We start from the raw sequence: 13,073 nt of genomic DNA on the forward strand, positions 1-13,073 counted from the left end.
ATTTATTCAAAATAGTTCATGATTTTGTATCCTCCTTCTTTCAGAAATTGTTCCTTTTTCATCAACTTCAGATCATTTATAATCATATCTGAGACCAGATCCTGCAAATCATATTTAGGAACCCATCCCAACTTGTTATTAGCCTTGGAAGCATCTCCAATAAGCAAGTCAACCTCTGTGGGCCTAAAATATTTTGGATCTACATTGAGAATTTCTTTGCCGATAGGAAGTTTATATTGGGGATTATTAGAGGCTTTTACAAATCCCTTTTCATTGACCCCCTCACCTTTAAATTCCAATTCAATTCCCACTTCTGAAAAACTCATTTTTACGAAATCACGAACGGTGGTGGTCTTACCTGTTGCGATGACCCAGTCTTCTGGCTCTTCTGCCTGAAGAATCATCCACATCATACGCACATAATCTTTAGCATGTCCCCAGTCCCTTTGTGCATTAAGATTCCCCAAATAAAACTTGTCTTGAAGCCCCAAGGCTATCCTTGCAGTTGCTCTAGTAATCTTTCTCGTTACAAACGTTTCTCCCCTAATAGGAGATTCATGATTAAAAAGAATTCCATTGCAAGCAAACATATTGTATGCTTCTCTGTAATTTACTGTTATCCAATAAGCATACATTTTGGCAACTGCATAGGGGCTTCTGGGATAAAAGGGAGTAGTTTCCGTTTGAGGTACTTCCTGTACTTTACCATATAATTCGGAGGTTGAGGCCTGATATATCCTTGTTTTCTTTTCCAAACCAAGTAAACGCACGGCATCTAATATTCTGAGTGTTCCTAAACCATCTGCATTTCCAGTGTACTCTGGCACTTCAAATGATACAGCCACATGGCTCATAGCTGCCAAATTATATATTTCATCTGGCTGAATTTCTTGAACCAATCGAATTAAATTAGTACTATCTGTCATATCTCCATAATGAAGGAAATAATTACGATTTTGCACGTGAGGATCTTGATATAAATGATCAATCCTATCAGTATTAAATAGGGAAGCCCTCCTTTTAAGTCCGTGGACCTGATAACCTTTTTTAAGGAGAAATTCACTTAGATAGGCGCCATCCTGCCCTGTAACACCTGTTATAAATGCAGTTTTCATACTATGATACTAAAATTGAGTAGTTAATCAAGATATTAAGATACTATACTTTGGTCTACGCGCAAAAGTACTATAATTCTTATCTCTGACAACCTTTACTTTCGAATCCAGTTCATTCTCTTTTAAAATCATTTTGGCAAATTCATACCAGGTCATCGCTTTTTTGTCTGTAAAGTGAATAACTCCATACCTGATTTCCGAGCTGTTAATTAAATCCAAGATGAAGACTGCAAGATTGTTGGCATTGGTTGGGCAACCTATTTGTGCATCTGTGACCCTGAGGTCATGCCCTTGCCTGGCTTTCTCCAAAATAGTTCTGTAAAAATTTGTGCCATATTCAGAATATAACCATGAAGTCCGGATAATCAGATAATCCTTTAATATCACCTGAATATACTGTTCCCCTTTTAATTTTGATCTTCCATATTCATTGATTGGATTAGGTGTATCGGAAGGCAAATAGCCCTCCTTTTTTTTGCCATCGAAGACGTAATCCGTTGAAATATGAATAAGGATAACTCCTTTTAATTTACAGGCCTGAGCCAGGTTTTTTACCCCTTCGGCGTTTACAGAAAAAGCTTTCTCCGGATCCTTTTCTGCATCATCAACTCTGGTGTAAGCTGCGCAGTTTATGCAGTAATCAAAAGAATGTCTTGAGAAATAGGTTGACAAAGACTCAGAATTTGAAATATCCAGTTCTGTCCTGTTTGTGTAATACATTTTCACGTCTGGGTAAGCAGATGCCTGATGTTGAATGCATGTTCCCAATTGCCCGTCCGCTCCGGTAACTAAAACCCGAATCATAGTTTTACGTCCTTTAGTCGGGCTAGTTTTCTGTCTTTCTCTGATAAAACAATCTTATCTGAAGGAAATCCCCAATTTATATTAAGATCTGGGTCATTGAAGATGATGCCGGATTCTGACTGATTATCATAGTATTCATCGCATTTATACACGAATACAGTGTCGTCTTCTAACGACAGAAACCCATGAGCCATGCCCTTCGGAATGAACAACATCTGCTTATTTTTTTCGGATAGAATGGTTTTAAAAACATTTTTGTAAGAAGGACTTTCTTTACGGAGGTCTACGACCACATCGAGTACCTCGCCTTTAAGAACGCGGACTAATTTAGCCTGTGCTCTATGCCCTGTCTGAAAATGCAATCCACGAAGTACTCCTTTCTTGGAGACAGAGTGATTATCCTGGACAAAAGAAAGAGGCTGCCCAAGAGCTTTCTCCAGGTCTCTTTTATTAAATGACTCAAAAAATTCGCCCCTATTATCCCTGAATATAATGGGTTCAATTATAAAGCAATCTTCAAGTGTGGTAGATATCAGTTTCAAGGAGTGTGTTAATTTAATTGCATCAAGTATTCCCCATAACCACTTTTTAATAAGGGTTTGGCTAATTTTCTCAATTGCTCTTTAGTAATGTATCCCATTTTGTATGCAATCTCCTCGATTGAACCAATTTTTAACCCTTGTCGCTCCTCTATCACCTCAACAAACTGAGCGGCCTGCATAAGAGAGCTAAAAGTACCCGTATCAAGCCAGGCTGTTCCCCTGTCTAGTATACTGACCTTTAGTTTTCCCTTCCGAAGATATGTTTTATTAATATCCGTTATTTCAAGTTCTCCCCTCCCGCTTGGTTTTATGGCCTTTACAATATTAATAACCTCATTATCATAAAAATAGATCCCGGGAATTGCGTAATTCGATTTGGGTTGATTTGGTTTTTCCTCTATTGAAATGGCATTCCCTTTCTCGTTAAACTCTACTACACCATACCGCTGAGGATCCTGAACATGATATCCGAAGATTATTCCTCCCTGGGGATCGTTGTTTTGCTGAAGCAAGGCAGCCAATCCAGCTCCGTAAAATATATTGTCTCCGAGAATCAATGCTACCTTGTCTGATCCTATAAAATCGGCCCCGATAATAAATGCCTCTGCGATCCCCCTGGGTTCATTCTGTACTGCATAGGAAAAATTACATCCTAGCTGTGTTCCATCTCCCAGTAGTCTTTTAAACAGATGGGCATCTTCCGGACCGGTAATGATCAGTATTTCCTTAATGCCAGCTTCCATCAAGGTAGCCAGAGGATAGTAAATCATGGGTTTATCATAAACCGGCATAAGCTGTTTACTCGTAACCAAGGTAATTGGATATAAGCGCGTTCCCGATCCTCCTGCTAAAATTATTCCTTTCATTTTATGCATTTCGGTATTTGTTCAAATACCATTTTACGGTTGCGGCAAGTCCGCTTTTAAAATTTTCTTCCGGTTTCCAACCGAGTGAATTTTTAATTTTAGAACTATCTAATGCATACCTGAAGTCGTGGCCCGGACGATCCTTTACGAAAGAAATCTGATCCAAATAACTTCCCTTTTCTTTAGGATTGAGTTCATCTAAAAGCTCACAAACTGTGTTAGCAAGATACAAATTCGTACACTCATTGTCTCCGCCTATTACGTATGTTTCCCCGGATTTCCCTTTGTGAAATGCCAAATCCAAAGCTTTACAATGATCGAGGACATAAATCCAGTCACGAATATTGCTCCCGTCCCCATAAATGGGAATGGGTTCATTTGATATGGCCTTTCTGATAATTGTTGGGATGAGTTTTTCATCGTGTTGTTTTGGACCGTAATTATTAGAGCAATTTGTAATTATGGTATCCATCCCATAGGTTTCATGGTAGCTCCTGACTAAAAGATCTGATGCAGCTTTTGAGGCGCTGTACGGACTGTTGGGGGCATAGGGACTTCTTTCAGAGAAGTATCCTTCTTCACCTAAACTGCCGTATACCTCATCTGTAGAAATATGGTGAAATCTATTGATCTGATTCGAACTTCTGGAATTAGTCCAGTAATTTCTGGCAGCTTCCAGGAGTACAAAAGTGCCTTCTATATTAGTCTTTATAAAATTATTGGGGGATTCTATGGAATTGTCTACGTGCGACTCTGCAGCGAAATGAATTACGGAAGATACATTGTGGTTTTTAAAGATTTCCTCAATCAGCTGTTCGTCACAAATATCGCCATGTACAAATTCATATTGCTCGTGATCCCGAATCTCCTTTAAGTTAGAAGGATCGCCTGCATAGGTGAGCTTGTCCAGGTTGATAATGTTGCAATAAGGATTTTTATTTAAAAAGTAATGAATAAAGTTGCTGCCGATAAACCCCGCTCCTCCTGTTACTAAAACTGTCCTATGGAGATGCTCATCCATCATCCAATTTGCATTTCATTCGCTTTTCGATTCAAATACCTTAAAAAAGAAAATAGAAAAAATACTCCTATCAAAACTAGTGGGATCAAGGTGATATTTTTTTGAAAAAAAGGTTTCTGAACCTTATGAGGTTTTCCAAAATTAACCACCGTAATTGCATCCTGTCGTTGTTCCAATTCCAATCTTTTAGATTCTATATCCTGAATCAGGTTGTTTTTGAGGGAAAAAAGAGAAGGGATATTAAGTGGCTCCTGGTTTTCCAGGACAAATCTACCCTCTGTGGTAGCCTGCTCCTTGAGCATTTTATTTGTATAATTATTGATCAGCACATCCACCTGCCTGATCAACGAATCATTTAAGCCGATCCTGTTTTGTGCATTTTCGTTATACACCTTTAGAAGTTCATTGTAATAAGGATTGGAATTGATATAATCTATAATCTTCCTGGCGTATTCTTCTCCTATTTCATCCTCTTTAAAAAAGAAAGTAATGCGCTCATCCCTTGTAGTTTTGTCTTGTAGTTCTGCTCTTAGAATGCCTGTTATTGCACCTGTGTTTTCAAAATCCTTAAGAAGTTCCAGAAATTGCATTTCTTCTTCATTAGAAGAAGTCTTTTTGTTTTTTAAAGGACTAATTTCAATTTCAAAGTCCTTCATTTTTTCAATGTCCATTCCAAGGGAATTGAAAAAGGCCGTGTCCTTTGCTTTGACATCTGCCTGCAATTCCTCTATAACGTTATAGAGGTAATTCTTGGTGTCGAGGTTAGGTGTTACGATAACATCGAGTTTTTTTTCTTCCCCTACGATCATTCTCAAACCAAGCCCCAGAAGCAGACCAACTATGGCCAAAACGATGAGTATTACCAGGTTTTTCTTAAAATAAAGGAATACACTCAGTAAGCCCCTGAAAATTCGGTTAACCCCCTTGCCGATTAAGGCAAAAAGCTGACCCAAATCAATTTCGTCATTGGATTGATTATTTTTTGGAATTATTTCTTTGGCCATAGTTGTTATTTAAAAATTTGTTGCAATATTTTATCTGTGATCAAATACGTAGGCTTAACCCCGGTAGTTCCCAGACCCCCTGAAGCCAGGGTACTTCCGGTTTCCAAAGGATTATCAGAAGCATAGTAGGCATATCTCACCTTTACATCATCCCGTATGCTTTTCCTGATCTTGGAAGCCGACTGAATTGCTTTCTGGTAGTGTACCCCTTCCATTTCCAGACCGATAACCCCCCAGGTTGACTCATGAAAGAACTTCAATATGTCTTTGTTCTGAAGCGAAGTTCCCAAAACCGTCACCATGGTGCCTTCCATAACTTTTAGTCCGTTCCCCTGAAAATCAGAAGCTTTGAATTCATTGTTAAAGGGATAATTGTCTGCCGTTCCTTCAAATATATGCGCTTTGGGGATCATTAAATCTCCTTTTCCCCCTTCAAGAATACCTGCTTTTCCCATGATTGAAATTGAAGCCACGTCTAAAAATGCCGGCTTTTGCTTTTTTCGTTTGTAGGGTTTAAGTAATTCATCAATCGTCTCATAGGCCTGTTCCCCGAAGGCATAGTCCATTACGAAGATAACAGGTTTTTCTGCTTCCGGAATATTTTCATCCAATTCATAACAACAGGCATCTTTTCCAAGACGAGCCATATCAAAGATCTGTACATCAATATTGGTCCCCGATTTGTCCTTTATCTCAATCATTCCATTTTTACGGGCAGCAGCTAGTACTTTCTCCCTCAAGGCGGTATTTTTATCCAGGCTGAGCTGTTGAAACATCTCTAGTTTGCCTTCCCCCGGAAATTCTTTCCGCAAAGCTTTTTTGGCATACAAAGAGTTCGCAACGGAGTGCATATTGGCACTTATAATGTGAACAGGCCTCTGGAGCAATCCGTGTTTATGCAAGGTATCCTTGATTTGATTGGCCCATTGCTCTCCATGGATATGGTGCCCTAACCGCTCCCTCAATAAAGTACTAAAGGTGATGATCCTTTTCTCACCGCCGGTCTCCTCGTCAATGGCGAGCTTGCCCAGCCAGTATATGATTTTTAAAAATCGTTCTGGGTCTTTTTTTGTCGCTAGCTTCTGGTACACTTCCATGGTCTCAACAAATGACCTCCCCAGAATGTTAGCCGTATGAATGAGGGCTACTTCCCTGTCGGCCTGACTTAATTTTGACTTATTAACTGCTTCGGAGAGTTTTTGCCAGTCGCGTATCGTTTTATGGGTCTCTTCAATCAGGACCTTATTGCAAATCTTGCCCGATTCTATAAAAAGAAAGGTGAGGTGGGTAAGGATATCGTAAATGTCAGAGCGGCCGCGGGTAATCTCAATGTTCATTTGCTCCTCGTCAATCCTGTAGCAGTTCCGTCTCCTTTTTGGAGGAATTATAGCATTAAAATGAGATTTTGAATAGCCTTCATCCGAAGTAAGATTGATAAATCGACATTGTTCAATTCCTTCCGGTAATCGCTCTAATACATAAATAAGTCCGCTGAGTTCAGTTTTTTCCTCTGCAACAGTACCATATATTTCAGGTCTTAGCAGAAGCAATGCATTGCGAAGGGTTTCTCCTGAAATGCCCATGGGTTTATAAAATCCACGGTTAAAAAGGTGCCGCATGGTGATATACAATCGCTCTATGGCATTTGTAGATTCCTGGGCGCGTGTAGTGTCTTTAATCTTATTCATTCTGAGGCAAAAATACATTTTATATTGATGATTTAAGCCTATTTTTAGGGTAGGAGGTTCTAGTTTTCCTTTTGTTTCTCCAATCCCTCTGCTACTTTCCTGTCGTTGGATAGCCGTTGAACTTTATTCTGACCTCCCAGTTTGCCTACAGATTTCATATACGCCTTAAATCCTTCCTTTCTTACGGACGTTATTTTTAATGGCTGAAGAATTTTACCCTGTATAAGATCCAGGTAATAACTGTTTTGCTCCTGAAGGGAACGGTCGAGGCAGATTGCAAACTTTTTCATGTCTGATGGCTTTTTTACAAACTCAATAAACCATTCATGATACGGCAGTTCATTTCCTTCAGGGATTATTTGCGGGGCAACAGAAAATTCTTGTACCTGGGCATCTGTTTCTTTAATGGCCTCTTCCATGGCGTATTCTACTTCCTTGGCTATTACGTGTTCTCCAAAAGCCGAGATAAAGTGTTTAATCCTTCCCGATACAATGATTCTGTAAGGCTTTAGCGAAATAAACTGAACGGTATCTCCAAGGTCATAGGCCCACAGACCGGCGTTTGTGGAGATAACCATGGCGTAGTTCACGCCCAGTTGTACATCTTCTATTGTAATTCTTTTGGGATTGGCCTCAAAAAATTCATCAGTCTTTACAAACTCGTAAAATATCCCGGAATTCAGGAGTAGAAGCATCCCTTTTTCATTCTGCCTGTCCTGGTAGGCAAAAAAGCCTTCGCTTGCAGGAAATAACTCAATGCTTGCTACCTTCCTGCCGATAAGTTCTTCAAAGGCAGCCCGGTAGGGTTCATAGTTAACCCCTCCGTAGATAAATAGTTCGAACTTCTCAAAGAGATCCCCAACCTTCTTTCCTGATACTGCTTTTAACCTTTCAAAATACATTTGTACCCAGGAAGGAATCCCGGCAATCACCCTCATATCTTCCTCCATGGTCTCCTCCACAATTTTATCCACCTTGGTTTCCCAATCTTCTATGCAGTTGGTCTCCCAGCTTGGAAGTCGGTTTTTCTGGAGATAAGCAGGCACATAATGGGCAGAGATCCCTGATAAACGTCCGAATTTAATGCCGTTCTTTTCAGACAGTTCCGGACTTCCCTGCAGAAAGATCATTTTGCCGTCTACTATAGATGTGCGACCTGTTTCGTGAATATAATTCAGAATGGCATTTCTGGAGGCTTCCACCTGGTGCTCAATGGAGGCTTTGGTGATAGGAATAAATTTGGCACCAGAGGTAGTTCCGCTTGTTTTGGCAAAGTAGGCTGGTTTTCCGGGCCATAGAATATCTTTTTCCCCGTCCACAACTTGTTGTACATATCCTTTCAGCGCTTCATAATCCCTGATTGGGACTTTCTGTACAAAGTCGGAATGATTTCGGATTGTTTTAAATTCGTGATCTAATCCGAACTTCGTATTCTTTGCTTCTTTTAGAAGGTCATTAAATACCTTTTTCTGGGTCTCTATCGGGTTTTCAACCCATTTTTGGGTTCTTTTAAAAATAATTCCGGCGAAAATCCTGGCGGCAACTGATTTTAAAGACATGCTCCTTAATTGAAATCTATGTAATCTGAAGGATTTACGGGATTGCCATTATTCCAAAGCTCGAAATGCAAATGGGGTCCGGTTGTCAATTCCCCCGTATTTCCTACGGAGGCAATCACCTCTCCTGCCCGGACAATTTCACCCTGCTCCTTGCTTAGAGATCCATTATGTTTATAAACTGAAAGTAACCCTTCTTCATGCTCCATAATAATTACATATCCGGTCCCGATCGTCCATTCTGAAAATATAACTGTGCCATTAGCAACAGCCTTGACCGGGGCGTCCTTCTCTGCTACTATATCCACTGCAAAGTGTTTCTTTTCGGCATTGTAGCCCTCAGAAACAACACCGGAAACAGGTGAGAACAGGACGAGGTTTCCGCTGCTGATATTTCTTTGAAACAAATTGTATTTATCTTCGAGAGCCACTTGCGCCCTTAGGATAGAATCTTCCTTTATGGGAGAAAGATCAATCGTTGAAGGATCAATTTTAAACTGTTCAAACAAAGAATCCCTGTTCATTTCATTGTTTTCAACATCCCCTCTTAACACCATTCTGATATTTTCCAAATACCGATTAGTATAATTAAGGACATTGACCAGGGAATCCGTTTTATAGGTAAGCTCAGTCGCTTGTTTTTTTAGTCGGGTTGAAGAATAGCCCGGAATATATTCCCGAAGTGGAGTAAAGGCAATGAGAAGTGTTGTAAGGCCGATAAGGACAATGATAAATAAGGTACCCGTAATAAAAACGTTAAGCCGACTCAGTTTGAAGGATATTTTTTCTTCAAATGTGCTTTCATTAAGGATTACGAGGCGGTACTTATGAAGTAACTTCCGCTTTATTTCTTTGCGTTTTTTACCTTTTTTCTCCATTGCACACAAAGATACATTTCGAATTGAATATCAGCACAGAAGAATCATAAATTTGCCTTAAGGTGAAATCGTTTATATAATTTACATACCAAATTCGTTCCGACAGCTAAGGCTAAGCAATTAAACCAAAATCTTAACGTTTGATATCCAATAAGTCTATTAAGATTTTTACTACCTTTGTTTACCTTATAAAATAATGCAATGATCTTATCAATACCTTTTCTGGCCATTGGCCCCTGGCAAATAGCCGTTATTGTAGTCCTGGTACTATTATTATTCGGCGGAAAAAAGATTCCTGAATTAATGCGGGGATTGGGAAGCGGAATTAAAGAATTCAAAGACGCCTCTAAAGAAGATGACAAATTAGAGGAGAAAAAAGACTAGTTTTAAAATACAAACAATAGAAGAAGCATCCTTACAGATGCTTTTTTTATTTAATACTCCATATTCCAGAAGTAATTCCTTTAAAATCAACCAATTTCATTATTTTAATTATATACTGTAAGGTATATTTTTAATTTTCTTCCAGCCTCATTTACGTTTTGCCTTTCTATTCTTTTTTATTGTCTGATCGCTCCAAAATTATCGGATCTACTTCTCTTAAAGCCACATATAATGGAGATACACGACAAAAAACATCTGTTTCACAACAAAAAGTAATCCTCTAGCATTAGAACCCATAAATTCGGCGTTATGAAATGGGGTATTACCAAATCCCGTAAAGAATTTCACAAAAACCAGAATAAATTGTCTTTGAATAAGGCATGTAAAGGGGATAATACACAAATGCAATTCAAATATTTTTGCTTATTAATCATCTTGCTTTTAGCTGGCATAGGCAGTTCCCATGGACTAACTCCTAATCCGGAGATAAATTCAGACCGGGTTTCTGCCTTTGAAGCATTCGCCGATAAAGCAAAGTACCATAAAATCGCCACGAAATCCATTCCTGCCAACTCGGTCATAGCTTCAGGGTATTACATGGTTGCAGGAGTCTTTGGGGTTTCCAGCAACGCTCAATCTTTTGCGAACTCGCTCAGAAAAACAAATTTCGCCGCCGAGGTATACAAAGATTCTCAAAGTGGGATGCATTATGTGTATCTCAACCGCTTTAATTCGGGAGAGCAGGCCATCGAATTCTACCTGGATAAAACCTACGAAAAAAAGATGTGGATCCTGCACGTGGAGGGAAATAACAATACTCCACCCGCTTTAAAAAATGAATTCCCGTCAACACACAAGGTTGCCGAAATAAATACACACAACCTATTTCTCAAGGCAGCTAAAAAATCTTCAATCGCTTCCAGAACCATTAAAGAATTAAATACTCTTCAGGGAGGCTACTATGCAATTGCCGGAGTATTTGGGGATCAAAACAACGTATCGAAATTCGTTGGCACATTGCGGGCAAAGGGAATTAATGCCCAGACAGTACTTCATCCGGAAACAAAGTTATCCTACGTTTATTTGGCCAGTAATGCTGATTGGAAACCTGTATTAAACGCCGCCCAGAACCGGCTTGATGGGAAATACAAGGGCAAGATGTGGATAATGCATATTCCGGCGCCAATTTCCTCCAACATGGAAGTAACTATGCAGCGGGTTATCAACAACAATGGTCCGGAAAAGACGGTCAGTAAGAATTTAAAATCAAAGAAACAATTCGTTTCCAAGGACCCACCTGCAAAATTGTTGCAAAAAGCAGATTCTTATTTTGATAAGATGTGGTATGCTGAAGCCGCTGAACTCTACGAACAGTACCTTTCCAACAACGAAGAAAATTATACCTATGAAATCATCCAGAAAGCGGGTGATTCCCATTATTTCAACACCAATATGGAAAGGGCTTATTATTGGTATGATATACTGTACACTAAATATCAGAATGAGATAAGCAATGAAAATATCTTTAAATACGCCCACAGCCTTAAGGGTACTGGAAAATATTCCAGGGCAAAACGCCTGATGCGTATATATGACCGCCGGGTGAAGAAGGAAGGGATGCGATATACAGTAGATGATCCACGAACCACCCCTAAGGAAAAAGTGCTGGATAATATCTTAGATACGGAACAGGAATATACACTACGCAATGTGGCGACCAATTCTGAATATTCCGATTTTTCCCCTATGTTTTACAATGAGGACCAGCTTGTTTTTGCTTCGGCAATGGACTCATCATTTTTTAGTACCAGACGGTATAAATGGAATGATCAGCCTTATCTCGATCTTTATGTGGCCAAAGTAAATAAGGAATCACAGGAAGTGAAAGACGCTATAAAGTTCTCTAAAAAAATCAACACCAAATACCATGAGGCATCTGTTGCCTTTTCCCCCGATAATGCCACCATGTACTTTACCCGAAATAATTACGGTAAGAAATTAAAAAGAGATAAAAACGGGGTAAACAATCTAAAAATTTACAGATCAAGGAAGGTAGATGGCAACTGGACAGAGGCCACCGAACTTCCCTTTAACAGTGACGAATTTTCAACGGGCCATCCGGCCCTGAGCCCGGATGGGAAAAAACTGTACTTTGTTTCTGATCGTCCCGGCAGTCTTGGTGAAACAGATCTTTTTGTAGTAGATGTGTATGAGGACGGAAACTTTTCAGAACCCCGTAATCTGGGGCCGGAGATCAACACAGAGCGCAAGGAAATGTTCCCTTTTATTACCGATAGGAAATTGTACTTTTCTTCTAACGGACACATAGGACTGGGCGGATTAGACGTCTACGAAGTGGCTTTTTCAGAAGAGGAAGGGTTTGAACAAGTAAAGAATATGGGCAAGCCCATCAATGGAAAGAAAGACGACTTTTCATATATCGTGGATGAGGCTACCCAGAGAGGTTTCTTTGCTTCCAACAGGCGGGGAGGAAAAGGAGATGATGATATTTACTCTTTTTCAAAACTCATGCCGGAGGAACTCAACCTCAACGCTATAGAGGGGGTGATTACAGACCTGGTTACAGGAGAAGTTATGCCAGAAGCCCTTGTGACACTGTTGGATGAGAATAATATTAAACTGAAAGAAGTCGTGTCAGATAAGGATGGTAGTTTCGTTTTTGAAGATCTTGACAGCCATACGAAATATACAGTTAAAACCAATAAAGAAGGCTATTCCGAAGTGGTTATGAATGTCCCTACAAAAGAGAACGAGGTCATCAATGTTGAAGTTACCCTCGATAGACTTGAGGAGCTTGTCGTGATGGAAGAAGGGATCAAAAAGATCAAATTGGATATGATCTATTTCGATTTTGACAAATACAATATAAGAAAAGATGCAGGCGAGGAATTAGACAGATTAGTAGCCGTAATGAAGGAAAACCCAACGATGGTGATCAAAATCGAGTCTCATACAGACAGCAGGGGTAAAGCCGCCTACAACAAATACCTCTCAGACAGGAGGGCTAAATCAACCAGAGATTATATCATTTCCCAGGGAATTGATCCAAAACGAATTGAAAGTGCTATTGGGTATGGGGAAGAACGACTCCTTAATGGGTGTGATGGCAGTATTCGATGTACTAGTGCCCAACACCAGCTCAACAGACGATCTGAATTTATTATAGTAAATATGTAATTAATACCTGTAGAACT

Annotated in this window: 11 protein-coding genes; 2 read left to right on the top strand and 9 right to left on the bottom strand. The window is 39.7% G+C overall.

Annotation, left to right across the window (positions count from 1 at the left end; all coding sequences use genetic code 11):
* Positions 1-2: 2 nt before the first annotated feature.
* Genes gmd through AB8P51_RS06060 form a run of 9 tightly spaced genes read right to left on the bottom strand, consistent with a single transcriptional unit; the run spans position 3 to position 9,474 of the window.
* Positions 3-1,115: a GDP-mannose 4,6-dehydratase gene (gene gmd, locus AB8P51_RS06020; RefSeq protein ID WP_369747888.1), complete on the bottom strand. Its 1,113-nt coding sequence runs from the start codon at positions 1,113-1,115 to the stop codon at positions 3-5.
* Between the two features lie 27 nt (positions 1,116-1,142).
* Positions 1,143-1,919, bottom strand: coding sequence for a dTDP-4-dehydrorhamnose reductase (gene rfbD, locus AB8P51_RS06025; RefSeq protein WP_369747889.1), 777 nt, complete (start codon positions 1,917-1,919; stop codon positions 1,143-1,145).
* On the bottom strand, positions 1,916-2,461 hold the full coding sequence (rfbC, locus tag AB8P51_RS06030) for a dTDP-4-dehydrorhamnose 3,5-epimerase (protein ID WP_369747890.1): 546 nt from the start codon (positions 2,459-2,461) through the stop codon (positions 1,916-1,918). The genes rfbD and rfbC overlap by 4 nt, the downstream gene beginning before the upstream one ends.
* A gap of 8 nt (positions 2,462-2,469) precedes the next feature.
* Positions 2,470-3,327: a glucose-1-phosphate thymidylyltransferase RfbA gene (gene rfbA / locus AB8P51_RS06035; protein WP_369747891.1), complete on the bottom strand. Its 858-nt coding sequence runs from the start codon at positions 3,325-3,327 to the stop codon at positions 2,470-2,472.
* Between the two features lies 1 nt (position 3,328).
* The gene (rfbB, locus tag AB8P51_RS06040; RefSeq protein ID WP_369747892.1) at positions 3,329-4,351 is read right to left on the bottom strand and encodes a dTDP-glucose 4,6-dehydratase; all 1,023 of its coding nucleotides are present in this window, start codon (positions 4,349-4,351) and stop codon (positions 3,329-3,331) included.
* Positions 4,348-5,352 (bottom strand): hypothetical protein, encoded by a 1,005-nt coding sequence (locus tag AB8P51_RS06045; protein WP_369747893.1) that lies wholly within the window; start codon positions 5,350-5,352, stop codon positions 4,348-4,350. Before AB8P51_RS06045 ends, rfbB begins: the two co-directional genes overlap by 4 nt.
* 5 nt (positions 5,353-5,357) lie before the next feature.
* Positions 5,358-7,040, bottom strand: coding sequence for a hypothetical protein (locus AB8P51_RS06050; protein ID WP_369747894.1), 1,683 nt, complete (start codon positions 7,038-7,040; stop codon positions 5,358-5,360).
* Positions 7,041-7,099: 59 nt separating this feature from the next.
* On the bottom strand, positions 7,100-8,599 hold the full coding sequence (locus AB8P51_RS06055; RefSeq protein WP_369747895.1) for a GH3 auxin-responsive promoter family protein: 1,500 nt from the start codon (positions 8,597-8,599) through the stop codon (positions 7,100-7,102).
* Positions 8,600-8,604: 5 nt separating this feature from the next.
* Positions 8,605-9,474: a M23 family metallopeptidase gene (locus AB8P51_RS06060; RefSeq protein WP_369747896.1), complete on the bottom strand. Its 870-nt coding sequence runs from the start codon at positions 9,472-9,474 to the stop codon at positions 8,605-8,607.
* A 201-nt stretch (positions 9,475-9,675) separates the two neighbouring features.
* Here AB8P51_RS06060 and tatA point away from each other — a divergent pair, with 201 nt between their 5' ends.
* The gene (tatA, locus tag AB8P51_RS06065; protein ID WP_369747897.1) at positions 9,676-9,858 is read left to right on the top strand and encodes a twin-arginine translocase TatA/TatE family subunit; all 183 of its coding nucleotides are present in this window, start codon (positions 9,676-9,678) and stop codon (positions 9,856-9,858) included.
* 309 nt (positions 9,859-10,167) lie between these two features.
* Positions 10,168-13,056 carry an OmpA family protein gene (locus tag AB8P51_RS06070; protein ID WP_369747898.1) on the top strand — a complete coding sequence of 963 codons (2,889 nt, stop codon included), beginning with the start codon at positions 10,168-10,170 and terminating at the stop codon, positions 13,054-13,056.
* The last annotated feature ends 17 nt before the right edge of the window (positions 13,057-13,073 follow it).

The organism is Muriicola sp. SD30 (genome assembly GCF_041205185.1).
Lineage (GTDB): Bacteria > Bacteroidota > Bacteroidia > Flavobacteriales > Flavobacteriaceae > Muriicola.

Bases quoted from the DNA above. Each gene is read 5' to 3' on its own strand.
- gmd (WP_369747888.1), bottom strand. From the start codon at position 1,115: ATGAAAACTGCATTTATAACAGGTGTTACAGGGCAGGATGGCGCCTAT.
- rfbD (WP_369747889.1), bottom strand. From the start codon at position 1,919: ATGATTCGGGTTTTAGTTACCGGAGCGGACGGGCAATTGGGAACATGC.
- rfbA (WP_369747891.1), bottom strand. From the start codon at position 3,327: ATGAAAGGAATAATTTTAGCAGGAGGATCGGGAACGCGCTTATATCCA.
- rfbB (WP_369747892.1), bottom strand. From the start codon at position 4,351: ATGATGGATGAGCATCTCCATAGGACAGTTTTAGTAACAGGAGGAGCG.
- AB8P51_RS06045 (WP_369747893.1), bottom strand. From the start codon at position 5,352: ATGGCCAAAGAAATAATTCCAAAAAATAATCAATCCAATGACGAAATT.
- AB8P51_RS06050 (WP_369747894.1), bottom strand. From the start codon at position 7,040: ATGAATAAGATTAAAGACACTACACGCGCCCAGGAATCTACAAATGCC.
- AB8P51_RS06055 (WP_369747895.1), bottom strand. From the start codon at position 8,599: ATGTCTTTAAAATCAGTTGCCGCCAGGATTTTCGCCGGAATTATTTTT.
- AB8P51_RS06060 (WP_369747896.1), bottom strand. From the start codon at position 9,474: ATGGAGAAAAAAGGTAAAAAACGCAAAGAAATAAAGCGGAAGTTACTT.
- tatA (WP_369747897.1), top strand. From the start codon at position 9,676: ATGATCTTATCAATACCTTTTCTGGCCATTGGCCCCTGGCAAATAGCC.
- AB8P51_RS06070 (WP_369747898.1), top strand. From the start codon at position 10,168: ATGAAATGGGGTATTACCAAATCCCGTAAAGAATTTCACAAAAACCAG.